This window comes from Microvirga sp. GCM10011540 (genome assembly GCF_042650665.1).
GTDB lineage: Bacteria > Pseudomonadota > Alphaproteobacteria > Rhizobiales > Beijerinckiaceae > Microvirga > Microvirga lenta.
The window spans coordinates 1-20,853 of sequence record NZ_JBHSBQ010000139.1 but is presented as its reverse complement, the minus strand read 5'-3'; the positions used below and the strand labels follow the sequence as shown (position 1 = coordinate 20,853).

Below are 20,853 nucleotides of genomic sequence, written 5' to 3'. Positions count from 1 at the left end.
GTGAAAGCGAAAAAACGACAGGGAAAATGCGTCCGGAAAAGGTCAGGAATCCAAGCCCAGCGCGGCCTGGACCTTGCGGTCGACGCCGTAGATGTCATCGAACCGCTTCACCTCGCCGCCCTCGTCCACGACGACCGTGAAATAGGTCAGGTGCACGGGCAACGGGGTGTTCAGGTGGACGTAGCGCTCGCCCTTGCCGATGAGACCGCGCAGCCTCTTCTCGGTCCACTTTCCGTCTTTGCCGAAGATCTGCTCGGCCAGCTCGAAGGGCTGATCGACGCGCACGCAGCCGTGGCTGAAGGCGCGCTTGGCGGCCGAGAACAGTTTCCGGTTGGGCGTGTCGTGCAGATAGACCGCGTGCTGGTTCGGGAACATGAACTTCACGTAGCCGAGCGCATTGCGCTCTCCCGGCGGCTGCCGCACGGTGATGCTGTTCCCGCGGCGGATGACCTTGTAGCCCTTGCGCTCGGCGTAATACGGGTCGGCCGCCATCGCCGGGAGGATCTCCTTCTTCATGATCGACGGCGGAATCGTCCAGGACGGGTTCACCACGAGATATTTCATCTCGTCCGAGAAGATCGGCGTCTGGGACTTCTCCTTGCCGACGATGACCCGGGTCTGATGGATGACGTCGCCGTCCTCGAAGAAGCGCAGGCGGTATTCCGGCACGTTCACCATGATGTGGCGCGAGCCGAGATCGGACGGCAGCCAGCGCCAGCGCTCCATGTTGGCGATCAGCTCGGCCTGCATCCGGGCCACGGGCGGGCCGGAGAGGGCGGCCACCGTCTGGGGCGTCAGGGCGCCGTTGGTCGGCAGGCCCTTCTCCTTCTGGAAGGCCGCGACGGCGGAGGCCACGCGCTCGTCGTAGACGTTGCGGCGGTCCTTGTCCTCGCCCAGGTTGAAACGTGCGCGGATCAGCGGCACGCGCGGGTCCTGCATGCCCACGCGCAGGGTGCGCCCCTTGGGCACCCGCACGCTCGGCTGCGACGGGTGGTTCTCGCGCAACCGGGCGAGACGGGCCTTCAGGGCCTGGTAGCCCGGGTGCTGCGGGTTGTAGGCGGCAAGCGCCGCGCCGGCGTCCTTCGCGGCGGAGACGCGGGCCAAGACCTCGCCGGCCTCGGGCAGTTCGAGCTTCGGCGTGATGAGGGGCGACAGGCGTGCGAGATCGATCCGCCCGCCGCGCGCATCCCGCGCGTAGCGGATGACGGCGGCGCTGAGCTTCAGGTCGGCCTCGGCCCATTGCGCGGGCGCGGCGTCCCTGCGCAGGCCCGGATCGGGCAGGGGATAGTCGGCGGGGTCGAGTCCGTCCTCGTCCGCCGCCCTGATCTGCCCGATCACCGCGTGGGCTGCAGGAGTCCAGGCGCCGTCGCGCGCCCAGGCCAGCGGCTTCTCCGCTTGAGCGTAGAAGGCCGAGAGGGAGTCGCGCTCGGAGCGGCTCAGGCGCAGCTCGCGCAGGGCCGCCTCGTCGGCGAGGCGGCTCTCCATCGCGATGCGGAACCAGTCCGAGGCTGTGAGGGTGACCGCCGGCGCGTCCGGCAAGGGAATGTCGAGGGAGTCGGAGGGCTTCAGGTCGCCTGCCGTGATGGTGACCGGAGCGGCCGGTTCGGGTTCCGGCATCGCGATGCCCCGCGGCGCGGCGACGTCATGGAAGGAGGGCTCCGCCGCCACCGTGTCGACGATGACCGGTTGGACGGCATCCGGCGCCGGGCTGCGACTGTCTTCGGCCAGTGCGGGAAGAGGAAGGAGGGAAACGGACCCGATCAGACCCAGCCAGAGTGACGTCTTGCGCAAATTCCGCATGACCTATGTTCCTCTTCGCAATGGAGCGGGGAAGATCGAGAATCGTCCCCATTTTCATGAAAATGATCGGTGTGGCGCCGCACACCCGCTACGCTTAACGCACGAATGTGTCATGCGGCTGCATCGTCTAGGCCAAGTTCTTTCAATTTCCGGTAAAGAGTTGAACGGCCGATGCCGAGACGACGCGAAATCGCGGACAGATGGCCCTGGTAGTGAGCCAGCGCGAATCGAATCGCCTGAGCCTCCAGTTCGGCGAGGGTGCGCATCTCGCCGCTGTCGTTCATGAGCGGCAGGGCGTGCGGATCGCGCCGGCCGGGGGCCGGTGCCTCCTGCACGGGTGCGGGCGCCGTCGCCTGCGGGAGCCGCGGGATCTCGATGCGGAAGCCCTGAACATGCGCTGCGATCTGCGGAAATTCGGCAGGGGTCAGCACCGGCCCCTCGGCCAGGGCGACCGCGCGAAACACCGCGTTCTCGAGCTGACGCAGATTGCCGGGCCAGTCGTAGCGGGAAAGAAGCGTCGACGCATCGGGCGACAGGCCTCGGATGCGCTTGCCTTCGTCGGCGGCGAAGCGATGGAGGAACAGGCCCGCCAGATCCGCGATCTCGTCGCGGCGCGTCCTCAGAGGCCGAAGGGAAATCGGCATGACCTGGAGGCGGTAATAGAGATCCTCGCGGAAGCGGGCCCGGCGCACCTCGTCGGCGAGAGCGAAGCCCGTCGTCGCCATGATGCGGACATCGGGACGGGACGGGAGCCGGGTGCCGCGCGGCGCGGCATCCGGCGCCGCGATGATCTCGAACAGGCGGGCCTGCGCCGAGGAATTCAGGCGCTCCACATCCTGAACCAGGAGGGTGCCGCCATGCGCGTCCCGCAGGTGGCGGGCTAGGAATGCATCGGCATCGTCGCCCTCGTGCGGATCGCCCCCATGGATCCGGATGAAGGGCCGCTGCCGGCGCTCGCCGCCGTCATGGATGGCGCGGGCCAGGTCGTGCGCTCCGCTGCCGGGCTCGCTCTCGATCAGGACCGGAGCGGCGGACCGCGCCGCACGGTCGGCGAGGCGGGCGATCCTTTCCCTTTCGGAACCGAGGGACGGGTCGGGCGCGCCCCGTCGGAGGGCGCAGATGTCGTCCGTGAAGATCTTGGCGAGGAGCATGAAGAAGCTGAGAGCAGGGAACCGTGCGCCGCGATGCTCGGGGACAAGGGTAAATGCGCCCTTAACGCCGGTCCTTCCCCCGAAGGCTTATCCCCAGGCAGGTTCGGGTTGATCCGAGGAGCCAGGAAGCCAATATGTGGGATAGCTCTCTCACGAACCCTGCACCGGACATGCCACGCTCTTTTCCTCTTCAGAAAGCATCCCCCTTGCACCACACCGCATCCGCAGGCGCCGCACAGACCGAACTCGGCGCCTTGCCCGAGTGGAACCTGTCGGACCTCTATCCCGGCATCGACAGCGACGCGTTCAAGGCGGATCTCGCGAGAGCGGAGGAGGAGTGCAAGGCGATTGCGGAGACGTATCGCGGCAAGCTCGATGCGCTCGCCCGGGGCGACAGCCCGGCGGAGGCCCTGGGCGCGGCGGTCAGGCGCTACGAGGCGGTGGAGGATCTTCTCGGTCGCCTCATGTCCTATGCGGGACTCGTCTATTCCGGCGACACCACCGATCCGGTGCGCGCGAAATTCTACGGCGACACCCAGGAGCGGCTGACCGCGGCGTCGAGCGATCTCCTGTTCTTCGGGCTGGAGCTGAACCGCATCGAGGATTCGGTGCTCGACAAGGCCATGGGCGAGGAGCCGCTGGCCCATTACCGGCCCTGGATCGAGGATCTGCGCAAGGACAAGCCGTATCAGCTCGACGACAGGCTGGAGCAGCTCTTCCATGAGAAGTCGGTGACCGGGCGGGCCGCCTGGAACCGCCTGTTCGACGAGACCATCGCTTCCATACGCTTCAACGTGCGCGGCGAGGAGCTGCCGATCGAGCCGACCCTCAACAAGATGCAGGATCCGGACGAGACCGTCCGCAAGGACGCCTCCGACGCGCTGGCAAAGACCTTCAAGGAAAACCTCCGCACCTTCACCCTCATCACCAACACGCTCGCCAAGGACAAGGAGATCTCCGACCGCTGGCGCGGCTTCGAGGACGTGGCGGATTCGCGCCACCTCGCCAACCGGGTCGAGCGCGAGGTCGTGGAGGCGCTCGTTGCCGCCGTGCGCGAGGGCTATCCGCGCCTGTCGCACCGCTACTATGCCCTGAAGGCCAAGTGGTTCGGCAAGGACAAGCTCGACCATTGGGACCGCAATGCGCCCCTGCCGAAGGTCGAGCAGCGCACGATCCGCTGGGACGAGGCGAAGGAGACGGTTCTGGCCGCCTATTCCGCCTTCTCGCCCCGCATGGCCGACATCGCCCGGCGCTTCTTCGACGAGCGCTGGATCGACGCCCCGACCCGTCCCGGCAAGGCGCCCGGCGCCTTCGCCCATCCGACGGTGCCCTCGGCGCATCCCTATGTGCTCCTGAACTACCAGGGCAAGCCGCGGGACGTGATGACGCTCGCCCACGAGCTCGGGCACGGCGTCCACCAGGTTCTCGCCGCCCCCAACGGCGCCCTCATGGCCCCGACGCCCCTGACGCTCGCCGAGACGGCCAGCGTCTTCGGCGAGATGCTCACCTTCCGCCGCCTCCTCGACCAGACCACGGACCCCGTCCAGCGCAAGTCCATGCTGGCCGCGAAGGTCGAGGACATGATCAACACCGTGGTGCGCCAGATCGCGTTCTACTCCTTCGAGCGCAAGGTGCATCTGGAGCGGCGCAACGGCGAGCTGACGGCCGACAAGCTGTGCGAGCTCTGGATGTCGGTGCAGGACGAGTCCCTCGGCCCGGCGATCCGGCTCGGCCCGGGCTACGAGAGCTTCTGGACCTACATCCCCCACTTCATCCACTCGCCGTTCTACGTCTACGCCTACGCCTTCGGCGACTGCCTCGTGAACTCGCTCTACGGCAAGTACGAGACCGCCAACGAGGGCTTCGTGGACCGCTATTTCGCGCTGCTCTCGGCGGGCGGCACCAAGCATTATTCCGAGCTTCTCGCGCCCTTCGGCCTGGATGCCCGCGATCCGTCCTTCTGGCAGATCGGGCTGTCCATGATCGAGCGTCTGATCGACGAGCTCGAGGCGATGGAGGCGGAGAGTCGCTAACGGAAGTGCGGGCAGGGGAGGTCGGTCTTCTCTGCCCTCACAGCCGCTTTTCGAACCAGTGGTGGGCGTAGGGCTCGATGTTGAAGGGGGCGACCTCGTGGTAGCCCTCCCGCCGATAGAGCGCCTGGGCTTCGGTGAGAGCCCGGTTCGTCTCCAGGCGGAGCGTCCTCAGGCCGATCTCGCGCGCCTTCGCCTCGAGCATCCGCAGCACCCGCCGCGCGATCCCGAGGCCGCGCGCGGACGGCGCCGTCCACATCCGCTTGATTTCGCCCGTGATCCCGTCTCCGACCTTGAGCGCCCCGCAGCCCGCAGGCTCTCCGTCGAGCCAGGCCAGGACGAAGAAGCCGGCCGGCGGCGTCATCTCCTCGTCGCTCGCGGAATTGCTCCGGGCCGGGTCGAAGCCGAGTTCGAACCGCTCGGCCAGCTCTTGGAAATACCGCTCCAGACACCGGCGTGCCGCCGGGCCGGCGGGCCCCTCGAAACGCAGCTCGACCTCCCCCATCCGGAGCAGGCGCTCGACCTCCGCCATGGCCTTCACCAGGCGTTCGCGCTGGTCCGGGTCGAGAGGCGCCAGGAACGACCGGGCGAGATCGTCGGAGAGCTCGTCGTAGGTCGCGCGCTCGGCGCGTCCCTTCTCCGTCAGGACGACGCGCCGGATCCGGCGGTCCGATGTCTGAGCCTCGGTCCGGACGAGGCCCTGGGCTTCCAGCGACCGCAGCAGGCGGCTGACATAGCCGGAATCGAGCCTGAGCCGCTCGCGCAGAACCCGCACGTCGATGCCGTCAGACCCGGCCTCGTGGAGCAGGCGCGCCTGTCCGAGCGGACGGCCGCGCCGGAGATAGCTGTCCTCCAGGGCGCCGACATGCTGCGTGACGATGCGGTTGAAGCGCCGGACCTGCCGGATCTGATCCTCGTGCATTCTCTGACTTTAGTCAGGCATTTCCTGGCAGGCAAGAGGCGCAGCCGCCAGGGGCCGTGGCGGCGGTGGCCCCGAGGACGCTTGGGCGCAGCCGCTTGCCCTGGCGTTTGCCGCAAGGGACCATATCTAAGGCTCTCCACAGATCCACGAGAGATCCCGAGCCATGGCCGACTCCGACAGCGAAGCCAACCGCTTCTCCGCGCGCGCCGCCCGCTACGCCCGCGTGGGCGCCAACATGGGCGGGGTCGCGGCCCGCATGGCGGGGTCGCGGCTCTTCGGCGGCGAGGGACGCGACGCCTCCAACGCCGCGGTGCTGGCCCAGGCCCTCGGCGGCCTCAAGGGGCCGATCATGAAGGTGGCGCAGCTTCTCGCCACCATTCCCGATCTCGTGCCGCCCGAATACGCCGCCGAACTGCAGAAGCTGCAGAGCGAGGCGCCTCCCATGGGCGCGGCCTTCGTGAAGCGGCGGATGCAGGCGGAGCTCGGCGCGAACTGGCAGAGCCGGTTCGGCTCCTTCGACCTGAATCCGGCGGCGGCGGCCTCCCTCGGGCAGGTGCATCGGGCCACCACCAAGGAGGGCGCTCCGCTCGCCTGCAAGCTGCAATATCCCGACATGCAATCGGCCGTGGAGGCGGACCTGCGCCAGCTGGAACTGGTCTTCGCCGTCCATCGCCGCATGGATCCTGCCATCGACACCCGCGAGATCGCACAGGAGATCGGCGCGAGGGTGCGGGAGGAGCTCGATTACGAGCGCGAGGCGAAGCACGCGGCGCTCTATGCCATGACCCTGTCCGACGTGGACGAGGTCCGGGTTCCGGACGTTCACCCGGAGCTGTCGACCAAGCGGCTTCTCTCCCTCGCCTGGCTCGAAGGCGAGAAGATCCTGACGTTCACGGAAAGCCCGACCGAGATCCGCAACCGGCTGGCGATTGCCATGTTCAAGGCCTGGTGGCACCCCTTCAGCCATGCGGCCGTCATTCACGGCGACCCGCATCTGGGCAACTACACGGTCTTCTCCGAGGGCGGAGAGGCGAGGGGGATCAACCTTCTCGACTACGGCTGCATCCGCATCTTCCATCCCCGCTTCGTCGGCGGCGTGGTCGATCTCTATCGCGGGCTCCAGCAGGACGACCGGGCGCGCATCGTGCACGCCTACGAGACCTGGGGCTTCAAGAACCTGTCGAACGAGCTCATCGACATCCTCAACATCTGGGCGCGCTTCATCTATGCGCCGCTCCTCGACAACCGCATCCGCACGGTGGCCGACGGGGTGAAGCCCGGCGAATACGGCCGCCGCCAGGCCTTCGAGGTGCACAAGGCCCTCAAGGAGAAGGGGCCGGTGACGGTGCCGCGCGAATTCGTCTTCATGGACCGCGCCGCGGTGGGCCTCGGCGCCGTCTTCCTCCACCTCAAGGCGGAGCTGAACTACCACGAGCTGTTCGAGGCCGAGATCGAGAGGTTCTCCCTCGAAGGGCTCGCCTCCCGGCAGAAGGAGGTTCTGACCGCCGCAGGCCTGCCGCTGCCGACGTAACGAAGTTGCGTGGCGCCCCGACTGACCCTAAAGCCTCACGGCAGGTCAGGGGGCAGCCATGAAGATCCTTTTCGTCCACCAGAATTTTCCGGGCCAGTTCGGGCGTCTGGCCGCGACCTTCGCCCAGGAAGGGCACGAGGTGGCGGCTTTGGGCATGGTCAAGTCCTGCGCCCTGCCGGGCGTGACCTACCATCCCTACGCGGCCGTGCCCGGTCCCGAAGACGCCCCCTTCAAGAACCGGTACTCCCCGGTCGTTCCCCGCCTGCGGCGGGCCTACGGCGTGGCCCACAAGGCCAGGTCCCTGGCCGATGCGGGCTTCCGGCCGGACGTGGTGGTGGTCAATACGGGCTGGGGCGAGAACCTGTTCCTGAAGGACATCTGGCCCGAGGCCCGGCACGTGGCCTATTTCGAATACTACTACGCGGCCAAGGGCCAGGATCTCGACTTCGATCCGGAATACTCGTCCTTCGACGACGAGACGATCTGGAAGCTCCGCATCAAGAACGCCATGCAGCTCGGCGCCCTCGACGCGGCCGACGTGGCGGTCGCGCCCACCCGCTACCAGCGCGATACGTTCCCGCCCTACCTGCGCGACCGGTTGGCGGTCATCCACGACGGCATCGACGCCCAGCGGCTGAGGCCGGATCCGGAGATCTCGATCCAGCTCGGCGAAAACGGCCCCAGGCTCGACCGCAACACCCCGGTCGTGACCTACGTCACCCGCAACATAGAGCCCATGCGCGGCTCGCATATCGTGCAACGCAGCCTGCCGGACCTCCTCGACATCGACCCGAACCTGCGGGTGATCGTCGTCGGAGGCAAGGGGACGAGCTATTCCGGCAGCGCGCCCGGCGGCAAGTCCTGGCTCGACGTGTTCCGCGCCACCATCGAGCGCCCGGTGGACTGGTCGCGGGTCCATTTCGTCGGAAATCTGCCCTACGACCAGTTCGTGAAGGTGCTGCAGGTCTCCTCGGCCCATCTCTACCTGACCTATCCCTTCGTCCTGTCCTGGTCCCTGATCGAGTCCATGGCCCTGGGCTGCCGGATCGTGGCCTCCGCCACCCCGCCGGTGCAGGAGGTCATCGAGGAGGGCGTGACCGGCCGCCTCTTTCCCTTCTTCGACCGGCAGGCCCTGGTGGAGCGGGTGCGGGAGACCCTGGCCGAGAAGGATCGCTCGGCGGCCATGGCCGAGGAGGCCCGCCGCTTCGCCCTGGCGAACTACGACTTCCAGACGGTCTGCCTTCCGCAATGGCGGGAGTTTCTGGGAATAAGATAACCTTGGCCTTTGCTTCACAAAGTTATCGTCAAGTCCATCCGAAAGATTGCGGCTGCTCACCGCATGGGTTAAACGCAGCGTTCAAGAACTGATGCTGAACAGGGCATTGATCATGGCCGATACAAAACACGCGCCACACGGGGGCTATAGTCCGGATATGGACTCTCGCGCTCACGAGGCGACCTACAACGGATTCGTCCGCTTCGCCGAAATCGGAACCGCCGTCGTCATCTGCCACGTGCTGGCACTGGCCGTCGGCGGCATCAAGCACGCCTGGCTCACGGCCATCTTCGGCGTCATCCTCTCGCTGGTCGCCGGGGCCGTCGGGGCCTTTTCGCCCTCGATCGGAGTTCGCGCGCCGGTGGGCGTCGCCATCCTGCTCGTCCTGGCGCTCATCCTCTATTGATAAGCTTCGCGGCCCGGCTAAGAATGGGAAGACCTGAAGGCGCTTAAACTACCGACGCGGGGTTATGCATGCGGATCGCCGTTCTCTCCGAAACCGATAGAGCGGAGACACGCGTCGCCGCAACGCCTGAAACGGTCAAGAAATACAAGAGCCTGGGCGCCGACGTGGTCGTCCAGGCGGGAGCCGGCCTGCAGGCCGGCCTCTCCGACGCCGATTTCGAAGCGGCCGGAGCCACGGTCGCCGGGAGCGCCGCCGATGCCGCGAAGGACGCCGACATCGTCCTCAAGGTGCGGCGCCCCGCCGAGAGCGAGCTCACCGGCCTCAAGCCCGGCGCGCTCCTCATCGCCATCATGGACCCCTACGGCCAGGAGGCCGCCCTCAAGGCGCTCGCCGAGGCGAAGGTGGCTGCCTTCTCCATGGAGCTGATGCCCCGCATCACCCGAGCGCAGGTGATGGACGTCCTGTCGTCCCAGGCCAATCTGGCGGGCTACCGCGCGGTCGTCGACGCCGCGGCGGAATACGGCCGCGCCATTCCCATGATGATGACGGCCGCCGGCACCGTGCCGGCTGCGCGCATCTTCGTCATGGGCGCGGGCGTCGCCGGCCTTCAGGCCATCGCCACGGCCCGCCGCCTGGGGGGCATCGTCACCGCCACCGATGTCCGTCCCGCCGCCAAGGAGCAGGTGGAAAGCCTGGGCGCCAAGTTCGTCGCGGTCGAGGACGAGGAGTTCAGGCAGGCCGAGACCGCCGGCGGATACGCCAAGGAAATGTCGGCGGAATACCGGGCCAAGCAGGCGGAACTGGTCGCCTCCCACATCGCCAAGCAGGACATCGTCGTCACCACGGCGCTCATTCCGGGGCGTCCGGCTCCCAGGCTGCTGACCCGGGAGATGGTGGAATCCATGAAGCCGGGCTCCGTGATCGTCGATCTGGCGGTGGAGCGCGGCGGCAATTGCGAGGTCTCCAAGCCGGGCGAGGTGGTGGAGCACAACGGCGTGAAGATCATCGGCCACCTCAACGTGCCGGGGCGTCTCGCGGCGACCGCATCGAACCTCTACGCGAAGAATCTCTACGCTTTCGTCGAGACGCTGATCGACAAGGAAGCCAAGACCGTCGCCGTGAAGTGGGACGACGAGCTCGTGAAGGCGACCTGCCTCACCCGCGACGGCGTGATCGTCCACACGGCCTTCCAGCCGACGGCCTGACCAGGGGGAAAACATGGCAACGGTACTCACGCCCGAACAGGCTGTCGAACAATCCCGCGCCGCGGCCGAAGCCGCCCAGCGCGCGGCCGACGTGGCCCAGGCCATCGCCGATCAGGTGGCGGTCGCGGCGGCCACCGTCACCCACGGCGCGGTCGACCCGACGGTCTTCCGCCTCGCCATCTTCGTGCTCGCCATCTTCGTGGGCTACTACGTGGTCTGGCAGGTGACGCCGGCGCTCCACACGCCGCTGATGTCGGTCACCAACGCGATTTCCTCGGTCATCGTGGTCGGCGCGCTCCTGGCGGTCGGCGTCAGCGTCGCGCCCGGCCTCGGCGAGGGGCCGATCTGGGCGCGGGTGCTCGGCTTCATCGGCCTGATCCTCGCCTCGATCAACATCTTCGGCGGCTTCCTGGTGACCCAGCGCATGCTCGCCATGTACCGGAAGAAGGGTTGAGGCCATGTCGGCGAATCTTGCCTCGATCCTCTATCTCGTCTCGGGCGTCCTCTTCATCCTGGCCCTGAGGGGCCTTTCCCATCCGACCACCTCCCGGCAGGGCAACCTCTTCGGCATGGTGGGCATGGGGATCGCGATCCTCACGACCCTGTTCGTGCAGCCGCCGGACGGATTCGGCGGCTGGCTGCTGGTGATCCTCGGCCTCGGCATCGGCGGCGGCATCGGCGCCGTGGTCGCCAAGCGAGTGCCGATGACGGCCATGCCCCAGCTGGTCGCGGCCTTCCACTCCCTGGTCGGCCTCGCGGCGGTCCTGGTGGCGGCGGGCGCGCTCTATGCGCCGCAGGCCTTCGGCATCGGGACGGTCGGTACGATCCACGGCGGCTCGCTGTTCGAGATGTCGCTGGGCGCCGCCATCGGCGCCATCACCTTCACGGGCTCGGTCATCGCCTTCCTGAAGCTCGATGGACGCATGTCCGGCAAGCCGATCATCCTGCCGCAGCGTCACCTGCTCAATATCGGCCTGGCCGTCCTGCTCCTGGTGCTGATCGCCACCTTCATGAGCACCGAGAGCCACGCCGCATTCTGGCTCATCGTGCTGGTGTCCTTCGTGCTGGGCGTGACGCTGATCATCCCCATCGGCGGCGCCGACATGCCGGTCGTGGTGTCGATGCTCAACTCCTATTCCGGCTGGGCGGCGGCCGGCATCGGCTTCACCCTGGGCAATCTCGCGCTCATCATCACCGGCGCGCTGGTCGGTTCCTCGGGCGCGATCCTGTCCTACATCATGTGCAAGGGCATGAACCGCTCCTTCATCTCGGTCATTCTCGGCGGGTTCGGCGGCGAAACCGCCGGCGCGGGCGCGGGCGCGGTCGAGGCCCGGCCCGTCAAGCAGGGCTCGGCGGACGACGCGGCCTTCATCATGAAGAACGCCTCCAAGGTCATCATCGTGCCGGGCTACGGCATGGCGGTGGCTCAGGCGCAGCACGCTCTGCGCGAAATGGCGGACGAGCTTAAAGCCGAGGGCGTCGAGGTGAAATACGCCATTCACCCGGTGGCGGGCCGCATGCCCGGCCACATGAACGTGCTGCTCGCGGAAGCCAACGTGCCCTATGACGAGGTGTTCGAGCTCGAGGACATCAACGGCGAGTTCGCGCAGGCCGACGTGGCCTTCGTGATCGGCGCCAACGACGTGACCAACCCGGCCGCGAAGACCGACCCGCAATCGCCGATCTACGGGATGCCGATCCTCGACGTGGAGCGGGCCAAGACCGTGCTCTTCATCAAGCGCGGCATGGGCTCGGGCTATGCGGGCGTGGAGAACGAGCTGTTCTTCAAGGACAACACCATGATGCTCTTCGGCGACGCCAAGAAGATGGTGGACGAGATCCTGAAGAACCTCTGATCCGCCGACGCAGCACACATTCCTTCGGTGGGTGAGGCCGGTTTCGAACCGGCCTTATTTTTCGTGGAGTTTCCCATGGCCGTCACATTGCGCACCGCTCTGCCGTCCGACCGGGACGCGGTCATCGAGCTGATCCATCGCCTCAACCTGTTCGAGGCGGACCTCGTCAGCGACCGGCGGCGGGACTACGCCGCCGCCGTCGCCTATTACGACGAGCTGCTTCAGCGCCTCGCCAAGCGGGAGGGGCGCATCGTCCTGGCGGAGGAGGGCGGCGTGGTGGTCGGCGCCATGGGCTATTCCCGCGACGAGGACGCCGCTTACGTGGTGGACGGCGTGCGCCGCCACGGCACGGTCACGGACCTGATCGTCCACGAGGAATGGCGCGGTCGCGGCATCGGGCAGATGCTGCTGAAGGAGGCCGAGCGCCTGACCCGGGAAGGGGGCATGACGCGCCTCTTCATCGGCGCACTCGTCGCCAACGAACCCGCGTGCCGCATCTACGAGACGTTCGGTTTCGAGCCCTACGTGTCGATCATGGTGAAGGATCTTTGACGGCTCCCTGAAATCGCGGGGATTTATTGCTTGCCTCCAGTCAATGAAATAGAGTTTCATTTAAGTGACTTTTCTTCAATGGAGTCGGCATGGCAACCGTCAATCGACGTGCGAGTCTTTCCATGTGTCTCGCTCTGGCGGTGCTGCTGGGTTTCGGATCGTCAAGCTCCGGCTTGCAGGCCAGGACTGCCTCTCGCTTCCCCTCCGATGAGCGGGTCCAGGAACTGCTGGAACTGGCTCTTCGATTCATCTCACGCGCGCGCTGTGAAAACGACCAGCCTTGTAAGCCCGCGACAGAGCAGGAGATGAGAACGCCTCCCGTTGCCATGAGTCACGCGCGGGAGGCTGTTCGAACAGGTTTCCTGTCAGCTGTGGCTGAAAAATGTGGGCTCGACTACGGAGAAAAGTTCTTCCTGCCCATGATGTCCCATTTCCGTCGTTCGGTTGGGCTCAATGAGCGTCAACTTGCTATTCTGGGTCTGATGCACGGCATAGAACTTGGCTCTTCATCGAAGAGCCTTCCGAAAGATGCCTGCTCGCCTGAGATGAAGCGCCTCTTGTCGCAAGGGCGGCCCGCACTCCGGTAGGCCTGGGAGGCCCTGTCCAGGTAACGCTCACGGATAAGGACCATCGCGAGTGGGAAGGACGGTCAGCTTCGGCCAGCGGGACAGCCAGTCCTTGGCGGCCAGACGCTTCCGATAGACATCCATCTTGTGCCGGAAAGCAGGCGTTGGGCGAAGGACGAGGTCGAGAAGGTCGTCCACGCCCCAGGGGGCGAGGATCTCGACCCGGCCGTGGACGAGGCGCGCCGCCACGGCGGTGGCCGTCTCGGGCCAATGGGCGATGGCGTCGAGGGTGTCGCGATAGGGCCGGTCGCCGTTGCGCAGGTGCATCCGGGCCTGGTTCTTGACCGACCAGGCGGGCGCGGCATCGAGACGGCGGAGGCGGTGCTCCAGGGCCGTGTCGCGGTCCCTGGCGGGATCGGCGGGATCGAAGAAGATCACGTCGATGTCGTCGAGGCGCCCCAGGTCGGGCCTGCGCCCGTGCAGGGCGTCCCAGACGGCGTTACGGACGAACCCCGCGCCGATCCAGGCATCGGGGAGGGCGAGGCTCTCGACGAGGCCGAGGGCATGCCGAAATCCGGCTTCGCCCGCGAGAAGGTCCGCGATGTCCGCGGGCCCTCTCATGGATGTTCTCAGGCGATCAGCGGAACAGGCCCGCGACGCCGCCGCCGCCCTGGAGGCGCGACTGGCCCTGGCGGGCCGTGGCGTTCGCGTTGTCGATGGCCAGCGCGCGCTGATAGCTCTCCACGGCCTGCTGGCGGTCGCCCTTGCGCTCGAACGCGACGCCGCGCCAGGCCCAGGAATCGGCATCCTGCGCATTCACGTTGAGGGCGGCGTTGAAGTCCTCGATCGCCTTGTCGAACTCGCCCGTCGCCACGAGGCTCTGGCCGCGCGCGGCGTAGGGCGCGCCCACGAAGGGGTTGCGGTCGATGGTGGCGTCGAAGTCCAGGATCGCCTGGGCGTGCTGGCCCTGGCGCTGATAGAGCAGGCCGCGGGCATGGAGCGCCTCGGCGGATTCCGGCAGGAGGCGGATGGCCACGCTCAGGTCGTTGAGGGCTTCCTGATACTGGTTCTGGACCCGCAGGAGATTGCCGCGGCCGATATAGGCCGGGCCGTAATTGGGATCGGCCTGGATGGCGCGGGTGAAGTCGGCCAGGGCCTGGTCGTTCCGGTTCGTCTGGCGCAGGGCCAGCGCCCGGTTGGTGTAGGCCGGGGCATAGTTCGGGTCGATCTGCACCGCCTTGGTGAAGTCGGCGATGGCGCTGCTGTAGTTCCCGACGCGCGCATAGGCGGCGCCGCGGGTGTTGTAGGCGCTCGGATCGTTCGGGTTGCGTTCGATCACACTCGACAGGGAGGCGATGTTCACTTTGCTCGTGCCCTGGGTGTCCTCCTCCACCACGGCGATGCGCTGGGCGACGCCGCGGCTCGTGGTCTCGCAGCCGGCGAGGCCGAGGGCGACAAGGGTCAGACTCAGGGGGGCAAATCGGCGAATCGATGGGGCGAACACCTTCGTCTCCAATTCTCAGGGGGAAAGGCTACTCTGCCGAGAAAACCTTAATAGCCATGAAACAGGCGGTCGGGGATCGGCCGTCAAACGAAAACAGCGCCCCGCTTGCGCAGACGGGCGCTGAATTCACAACCGATAGGCCAAACTATTTTAAGCTCAGGGCTTAGCGGGTCGGACGGGGCTTCGAAGGCAGAAGGCCTTCGCGCTGCATCCGCTTGCGGATGAGCTTGCGGGCGCGGCGGACGGCTTCCGCCTTCTCGCGGGCCTTCTTCTCAGACGGCTTCTCGTAGTGCCCGCGGAGCTTCATCTCGCGGAAGATACCCTCGCGCTGCATCTTCTTCTTGAGAGCGCGGAGCGCCTGATCGACATTGTTATCCCGGACAAGAACCTGCACGCCAATTCCTCGTGTTTGAGCCGTTTCGATTGTTGCAAAAAACAAAGGAGGCGCGTCTCGCGCACCTCTATCTGGCCGGCGGGATTATCAGAAGAAGCCTTGCCTGTCCAGGGTCTTCCGAACAAAAGCGCCAGTCGGCTAAGTCAACGGTTCAGGTTGGAAAAGGTTTCAGGCTTTTTCCGAAAAAACACGGGTCACGTGGCCCATCTTGCGGCCGGCCCTGGCTTCCGCCTTGCCATAGAGATGGAGGTGGGCCCCCGGCTCCGCCAGGATGCGGTCCCAGGCCTCCACGTCGCGGCCGATCAGGTTCTGCATCTCGACCCGCCCGAGCCGGGTCGTTTCGCCCAGGGGCCAGCCGCAGACGGCCCGCACATGCTGCTCGAACTGCGACGTCACGGCCCCGCCGAGGGTCCAGTGTCCCGAATTGTGCACCCGGGGCGCGATCTCGTTGACCACGAGGCGCTCGCCCCCGTCGCCCGTGACGAGGAACATCTCGACGGCCAGGACCCCGACATAATCCAGGGCGTCCGCGATGGTCCGGGCGATGTCGACCGCCTGCTGCTCCGTGGCCGCCGAGACGCCGGCCGGGACCCGGGTCGTGTCGAGAATGTGGTGGCGGTGCTCGTTGGCGCACAGGTCGTAGGCCGCGAACTCGCCGGAGGCGGTCCGGGCCGCGACGACCGAGACCTCGCGCTCGAACGGCACGAAGCCCTCGAGGATCGACGGCGCCCGCCCCACGGCCGCCCAGGCGGCGGCGGGATCGGTCTCCGGACGGATCATGGTCTGCCCCTTGCCGTCATAGCCGAAGCGCCGGGTCTTGAGCACGGCGGGCGCGCCGATGGTCTTCAGGGCGTCGACGAGCTGCGCCTCGCCGGAGACCTCCGCAAAGGGGGCGACCGGAATGCCGAGCCCGGCGATGAACGTCTTCTCCTCCAGGCGGTCCTGGGAAACCGCGAGGGAGCGGGCATTGGGGGCGATCGGGGTATGGGCCCCGAGGATTGCGGCGGTGGCGCCGGGCACGTTCTCGAATTCGTAGGTGACCACGTCCACGGCCTTGGCGAAGCGGATCAGGGCCGTTTCGTCCTCATAGGCGGCGATGGTGTGCTCGGTGCAGACGTCGAAGGCGGGGCTGTCCTCGTCGGGGGAATAGACATGGGTGCGCAGCCCGAGCTGGGCCGCCGCCATGGCGATCATGCGGCCGAGCTGGCCGCCGCCGAGGATGCCGAGGGTGCTGCCGGGACGGATCATGGGCTCAGGCCTCCGCCGCGGGGCGCTCGGCCACGCTCTCGGTCTGGCGGGTACGCCAGGCGTCGAGGCGCTGCGCGAGGGCCTCGTCGTGCAGGGCGAGAACCGCGGCGGCGAGCAGGGCCGCGTTCACGGCGCCCGCCCGGCCGATGGCGAGGGTGCCCACGGGAATGCCGGCCGGCATCTGCACGATGGAGAGCAGGCTGTCCTGGCCGGAGAGGGATTTCGACTCGACCGGCACCCCGAAGACGGGCAGGGGGGTCATGGAGGCGGTCATGCCCGGGAGGTGGGCGGCGCCGCCGGCTCCCGCGATGATGACCTGGAAGCCCTCGGCCTTCGCGCCCTTGGCGAAGGCCACCAGCCGGTCCGGGGTCCGGTGCGCCGACACGATGCGGGCGTCGTGGGGAATGCCCAGAGCCTCCAGGGTCTCGGCGGCATGCCTCATGGTGGCCCAGTCGGACTGGCTGCCCATGATGATGGCAACGGGGGCTCCCGCCATGGTGTGGCTCCGGCTCGAGAAATACGCTCAAGGCGGCATAGCGAAGGCGGCAGGGCCAAGCAAGGCCGTTGCCGCCTCGAAGGCCGGTCTTTCTCAGGCGATGATGTCGGGAGTGAGCTGGTCTTCCAGCCGGCTGATCTGGTCCTTGAGGACGAGCTTGCGCTTCTTGAGGCGCTGCACCTGCAGCTGATCGCCGGCGATGATCCCCTCCAGGGCATCGATGGCGGTGTCCAGATCGCGGTGCTCCTGCTTCAAGCGAGCCAATTCCGCTTCCAGTTCGAGCTTATCGTTCATTGGGAAATCCAGATTGCCTGTCCGCCTCCCGGCGGTCCGGCGAGATGGCGAAATTATGCTCTGAGGCATGGCCGAGAGCAAGGTGAATCCCAGCCGTTCGATACTGCGTTGCAGCATGGAATTTAGTCGGCTCTGCCTTCCGCTCGCCACACTCTGTAGGGCACAATGTCGCTGTCGGAAGATCGAATAGGAGGGACCGACATGGCCTTGCAGAACCACTTGGTGGAGCTCGAGCGCAAGCATCGGGCGCTTGAGCGCGAAATTCAGGATGCGCTGAACCATCCATCGATGGACGACACGAGACTGGTGGAACTCAAACGCAGGAAACTTCATCTCAAGGACGAAATCGCCAGGTTGCGCGACACGCGCTCGGTGGCGCACTGACCCGGAATCCTCTCCGAAACTCTCCCATCCGAAGCCGCCGTCTTCGTCCCGAAGCGGCGGCTTTTCCATGCCGGAGGCCGATCAGAGGAGCGGCATGACCCCGTCGTAGATCAGCTTGGCGCCGACCAGCACCAGCAGGACGTAGACGATGGTGTAGAACCGCTCGCCCGACACGTAGCGCACGAGCCGCACGCCCGCCCAGGTCGACGCGATGGCCAGCGGGAACAGGGCCGCGGCGGTCGAGAGGTTCTCGCCGGTGAGCTGGCCCAGGGCGAAATAGGGCGGCACCTTCATCCAGTTGTTGACCGCGAAGAAGATCGCGCCCGTGCCGACGAACACGTCCCGCGGCAGCCGCTGCGGCATCACGTAGATCTGGAAGGGCGGGCCGCCCGCATGGGCGATCATGCTGGTGAAGCCGGTGATCCAGCCCCAGAACACGCCCCGCGGCAGGTCGGCTTTCGTCGGTACGGGCGGCGTCTTGCGCCGCTCCACGACGATCCGGCGCAGGGCGAAGCTGACGGCGATCAGCCCGACCGCGAGCCTCACCACCGAATCGGAGACCTGCGCCGCCAGGAGATAGCCGGTGACCGTGCCGAGGATGGCGCTGGGCACCAGGATCAGCACGTTGCGCCGGTCCCAGGCGCGGCGGTAGGCCCAGACCGACACCACGTCCTGCACCAGCAGGATCGGCAGGATGATCGCGGCCGCCTGCACCGGCGACAGGACGAGGGACATGAGCGGAAGCGAGAGAAGCCCGAGCCCGGAGAAGCCGCCCTTGGCGAGGCCCAGAAGCGTGACCGCCGGAACGGCGGCGGCATAGAAAAGCGGGTCGGTGACCATGAAAACTCGCCGAAAGTCGCCGCTGACCGCGGCTTTCATGCCTGCTACCACGACAGGACATGCAAGTCTCATGCGGTGACGACAACGGGGAAACGCCATGACATCAACCCAAAGCCGCTACCACGACGCCTATGCGCAGTGGAAATCCGATCCGGTCGGCTTCTGGGAGGAGGCCGCGCGCGAGATCGACTGGATCAGGCCGGCGGACAGGATCTTCGACGCGGAGGCCGGGACCTACGGCCGTTGGTTCGCGGGCGCGCTCTGCAACACCTGCTACAACGCCGTCGACCGGCACGTGGCGACGCGGGGCGACCAGGCCGCGATCATCTACGACAGCCCCGTCACGGGAACGAAGCGGATCCTCACCTACCGGGACCTGCAGGAGGAGGTGGCGATCCTTGCCGCGGTGCTCCAGGACATGGGCGTCGCCAAGGGGGACCGGGTCGTCCTCTACATGCCGATGATCCCCGAGGCCTCCATCGGGATGCTGGCCTGCGCCCGAATCGGCGCGGTCCATTCCGTGGTCTTCGGCGGCTTCGCGCCCAAGGAGCTCGCGACCCGCATCGACGATGCGCGGCCGAAGGTCGTCCTCACCGCCTCGTGCGGCATCGAGGGAGCCCGCGTGCTGCCCTACAAGCCGCTTCTCGACGAGGCGATTTCTCTGTCGGCCGCCAAGCCGGAGTCCTGCCTCGTGGTCCAGCGCCCGCAATGCGAGGCCTCGCTGGTCGAGGGCCGCGACCGCGACTGGCAGGAGGAGGTGGCGAAGGCCCGGGCGGCGGGCCGCAAGGCCGATTGCGTGCCGGTGGCCGCCACCGATCCCCTCTACGTCCTCTACACCTCGGGCACGACCGGAAAGCCCAAGGGGGTGGTGCGCGACAACGGCGGCCACATGGTCGCGCTCAAATGGACGATGCGGAACTTCTACGGCGTCGAGCCGGGGGAGGTGTTCTGGGCCGCGTCCGACGTCGGCTGGGTCGTGGGCCATTCCTACATCGTCTACGGGCCGCTGCTGCATGGCGCCACGGCCATTCTCTACGAGGGCAAGCCCGTCGGCACGCCGGATGCCGGCGCCTATTGGCGCGTCATCGCCGAGCACGGGGTCGTCACCCTGTTCACGGCGCCCACTGCCTTCCGGGCGATCAAGAAGGAGGACCCGAATGCGGAACTCCTCGAGGGCCACGATCTGTCGCGCTTTCGCGCCCTGTTCCTGGCCGGGGAGCGCGCCGATCCCGACACGATCCAGTGGGCGGAGAGGATCCTGGACGTGCCGGTGATCGACCATTGGTGGCAGACGGAGACGGGCTGGCCCGTGGCGGGCAACCCGATCGGGCTCGGGCTCCTGCCGGTCAAGTACGGCTCGCCGACGGTGCCCATGCCGGGCTATGTCCTGGAGGTGCTCGACGAGGGCGGAAAGCCGGTCCCGCCGGACACGATGGGCTCCATCGTGATCAAGCTGCCGCTGCCCCCCGGCTGCCTGCCGACCCTGTGGAACGCGGACGAGCGCTTCCGGGAGGCGTATCTCTCCGTCTATCCCGGCTATTACAGCACCTCGGATGCGGGCTACCTCGACAAGGACGGATACGTCTGGGTCATGGGCCGCACGGACGACATCATCAACGTGGCCGGTCACCGGCTGTCGACCGGCGGCATGGAGGAGGTCCTCGCCTCCCACCCGGCCGTGGCCGAATGCGCCGTGATCGGGGTCAAGGACTCGCTCAAGGGCGAGGTGCCGTGCGGTTTCGTCGTCCTGAAGGCGGGGGTCGCGAAGGCGCCGCACGAGGTCGAGACGGAGCTCGTGTCCCTGGTGCGGGAGAAGATCGGCCCCGTGGCGGCCTTCAAGCTTGCGATCACGGTCGGGCGCCTGCCCAAGACCCGCTCGGGCAAGATCCTGCGCGGCACCATGAAGAAGATCGCCGACGGCGAGTCCTGGTCCATGCCGGCCACCATCGACGATCCGGTGATCCTCGACGAGATCGGGGAAGCGTTGAAGCAGAGGGGGCTGGCGGGATGAGGTTCTCCGACCTCCGGCAAGGAGACGGCGCCCGCTTTCGGGAGCAAGGATGAAAGCCGCCGAGTCCGGGCGAGGGGGCGCCTTCGCCGTGCGAGACGCGGTTTTTCCCTCCCCTTGCGGGGAGGGATAGCTGCTTCAGCAGCCTGGGGGGCGCAAGGTCGGAGCCCGACGCATCCTTCAGGAGACCGGGAGGCCGAGACGGAGCCGGTTCGGATGACCCCTCACCCGGTCATCCCACCCCCACCTCCAACTCCTCCCCGCAAGGGGGATACTGCTGGCGAATCCATCATGCACCTGTTGGAAGCGTCATGAGCCTTGTGAATGCTGACTGACGCGTTCGCGCGAGCGGTGTGCCCGCGAACCAAGCCCCTAGCCGGATGAGGTTCA

21 protein-coding genes are annotated in these 20,853 nt (G+C 67.1%); 11 read left to right on the top strand and 10 right to left on the bottom strand.

Annotated elements, in window-relative coordinates:
- Window positions 1–42: 42 nt before the first annotated feature.
- Window positions 43–1,800: a murein L,D-transpeptidase gene (locus ACFOYU_RS22030; protein ID WP_377035242.1), complete on the bottom strand. Its 1,758-nt coding sequence runs from the start codon at window positions 1,798–1,800 to the stop codon at window positions 43–45.
- A 110-nt stretch (window positions 1,801–1,910) separates the two neighbouring features.
- The gene (locus ACFOYU_RS22025; RefSeq protein WP_377035241.1) at window positions 1,911–2,951 is read right to left on the bottom strand and encodes a sigma-54-dependent transcriptional regulator; all 1,041 of its coding nucleotides are present in this window, start codon (window positions 2,949–2,951) and stop codon (window positions 1,911–1,913) included.
- Window positions 2,952–3,121: 170 nt separating this feature from the next.
- Between ACFOYU_RS22025 and ACFOYU_RS22020 the strand changes: the two genes are divergently transcribed.
- Window positions 3,122–4,984, top strand: coding sequence for a M3 family oligoendopeptidase (locus tag ACFOYU_RS22020; RefSeq protein WP_377035240.1), 1,863 nt, complete (start codon window positions 3,122–3,124; stop codon window positions 4,982–4,984).
- Window positions 4,985–5,021: 37 nt separating this feature from the next.
- Here ACFOYU_RS22020 and ACFOYU_RS22015 read toward each other — a convergent pair whose 3' ends face one another.
- The gene (locus tag ACFOYU_RS22015; RefSeq protein WP_377035239.1) at window positions 5,022–5,903 is read right to left on the bottom strand and encodes a GNAT family N-acetyltransferase; all 882 of its coding nucleotides are present in this window, start codon (window positions 5,901–5,903) and stop codon (window positions 5,022–5,024) included.
- Window positions 5,904–6,066: 163 nt separating this feature from the next.
- Between ACFOYU_RS22015 and ACFOYU_RS22010 the strand changes: the two genes are divergently transcribed.
- From ACFOYU_RS22010 to ACFOYU_RS21975, 8 genes are all read left to right on the top strand, one after another.
- Window positions 6,067–7,434, top strand: coding sequence for an AarF/ABC1/UbiB kinase family protein (locus tag ACFOYU_RS22010; protein ID WP_226742289.1), 1,368 nt, complete (start codon window positions 6,067–6,069; stop codon window positions 7,432–7,434).
- Between the two features lie 58 nt (window positions 7,435–7,492).
- On the top strand, window positions 7,493–8,710 hold the full coding sequence (locus ACFOYU_RS22005; RefSeq protein WP_377035238.1) for a glycosyltransferase: 1,218 nt from the start codon (window positions 7,493–7,495) through the stop codon (window positions 8,708–8,710).
- A gap of 112 nt (window positions 8,711–8,822) precedes the next feature.
- Window positions 8,823–9,116, top strand: a complete 294-nt coding sequence (locus ACFOYU_RS22000; RefSeq protein WP_226742287.1) for an aa3-type cytochrome c oxidase subunit IV — start codon at window positions 8,823–8,825, stop codon at window positions 9,114–9,116.
- Between the two features lie 68 nt (window positions 9,117–9,184).
- Window positions 9,185–10,321, top strand: a complete 1,137-nt coding sequence (locus tag ACFOYU_RS21995; RefSeq protein WP_377035237.1) for a Re/Si-specific NAD(P)(+) transhydrogenase subunit alpha — start codon at window positions 9,185–9,187, stop codon at window positions 10,319–10,321.
- Between the two features lie 13 nt (window positions 10,322–10,334).
- Window positions 10,335–10,775 (top strand): proton-translocating transhydrogenase family protein, encoded by a 441-nt coding sequence (locus ACFOYU_RS21990; protein WP_226742285.1) that lies wholly within the window; start codon window positions 10,335–10,337, stop codon window positions 10,773–10,775.
- A 4-nt stretch (window positions 10,776–10,779) separates the two neighbouring features.
- Window positions 10,780–12,177, top strand: coding sequence for an NAD(P)(+) transhydrogenase (Re/Si-specific) subunit beta (locus tag ACFOYU_RS21985; RefSeq protein WP_377035236.1), 1,398 nt, complete (start codon window positions 10,780–10,782; stop codon window positions 12,175–12,177).
- A gap of 75 nt (window positions 12,178–12,252) precedes the next feature.
- Window positions 12,253–12,729: a GNAT family N-acetyltransferase gene (locus ACFOYU_RS21980; protein WP_377035235.1), complete on the top strand. Its 477-nt coding sequence runs from the start codon at window positions 12,253–12,255 to the stop codon at window positions 12,727–12,729.
- An 89-nt stretch (window positions 12,730–12,818) separates the two neighbouring features.
- A complete protein-coding gene (locus ACFOYU_RS21975; protein WP_377035234.1) occupies window positions 12,819–13,316 on the top strand; it encodes a hypothetical protein in 498 nt (165 codons plus the stop codon).
- Window positions 13,317–13,343: 27 nt separating this feature from the next.
- On the opposite strand, the gene ACFOYU_RS21970 is transcribed toward ACFOYU_RS21975, so the two are convergent.
- The 6 genes from ACFOYU_RS21970 to ACFOYU_RS21945 all read right to left on the bottom strand — a co-directional run bounded on the left by ACFOYU_RS21970 (window position 13,344) and on the right by ACFOYU_RS21945 (window position 17,231).
- Window positions 13,344–13,916: a nucleotidyltransferase family protein gene (locus ACFOYU_RS21970; RefSeq protein ID WP_377035233.1), complete on the bottom strand. Its 573-nt coding sequence runs from the start codon at window positions 13,914–13,916 to the stop codon at window positions 13,344–13,346.
- 16 nt (window positions 13,917–13,932) lie between these two features.
- Entirely contained in the window at window positions 13,933–14,799 is an 867-nt protein-coding gene (locus ACFOYU_RS21965; protein ID WP_377035232.1) for a tetratricopeptide repeat protein, read from the bottom strand.
- A 163-nt stretch (window positions 14,800–14,962) separates the two neighbouring features.
- Window positions 14,963–15,193: a 30S ribosomal protein S21 gene (rpsU, locus tag ACFOYU_RS21960; protein WP_009763401.1), complete on the bottom strand. Its 231-nt coding sequence runs from the start codon at window positions 15,191–15,193 to the stop codon at window positions 14,963–14,965.
- Between the two features lie 168 nt (window positions 15,194–15,361).
- A complete protein-coding gene (locus ACFOYU_RS21955; RefSeq protein ID WP_377035231.1) occupies window positions 15,362–16,441 on the bottom strand; it encodes a 5-(carboxyamino)imidazole ribonucleotide synthase in 1,080 nt (359 codons plus the stop codon).
- A gap of 4 nt (window positions 16,442–16,445) precedes the next feature.
- Window positions 16,446–16,937, bottom strand: a complete 492-nt coding sequence (gene purE, locus ACFOYU_RS21950) for a 5-(carboxyamino)imidazole ribonucleotide mutase (protein ID WP_226742278.1) — start codon at window positions 16,935–16,937, stop codon at window positions 16,446–16,448.
- Between the two features lie 93 nt (window positions 16,938–17,030).
- On the bottom strand, window positions 17,031–17,231 hold the full coding sequence (locus tag ACFOYU_RS21945) for a YdcH family protein (protein ID WP_226742277.1): 201 nt from the start codon (window positions 17,229–17,231) through the stop codon (window positions 17,031–17,033).
- A 201-nt stretch (window positions 17,232–17,432) separates the two neighbouring features.
- On the opposite strand from ACFOYU_RS21945, the gene ACFOYU_RS21940 reads away from it, so the two are divergent.
- Window positions 17,433–17,615 (top strand): YdcH family protein, encoded by a 183-nt coding sequence (locus ACFOYU_RS21940; protein ID WP_226742276.1) that lies wholly within the window; start codon window positions 17,433–17,435, stop codon window positions 17,613–17,615.
- Between the two features lie 81 nt (window positions 17,616–17,696).
- Here ACFOYU_RS21940 and ACFOYU_RS21935 read toward each other — a convergent pair whose 3' ends face one another.
- The gene (locus ACFOYU_RS21935; protein WP_226742275.1) at window positions 17,697–18,455 is read right to left on the bottom strand and encodes a sulfite exporter TauE/SafE family protein; all 759 of its coding nucleotides are present in this window, start codon (window positions 18,453–18,455) and stop codon (window positions 17,697–17,699) included.
- A gap of 97 nt (window positions 18,456–18,552) precedes the next feature.
- Between ACFOYU_RS21935 and ACFOYU_RS21930 the strand changes: the two genes are divergently transcribed.
- Window positions 18,553–20,466, top strand: coding sequence for a propionyl-CoA synthetase (locus tag ACFOYU_RS21930; protein WP_377035230.1), 1,914 nt, complete (start codon window positions 18,553–18,555; stop codon window positions 20,464–20,466).
- Window positions 20,467–20,853: the final 387 nt, after the last annotated feature.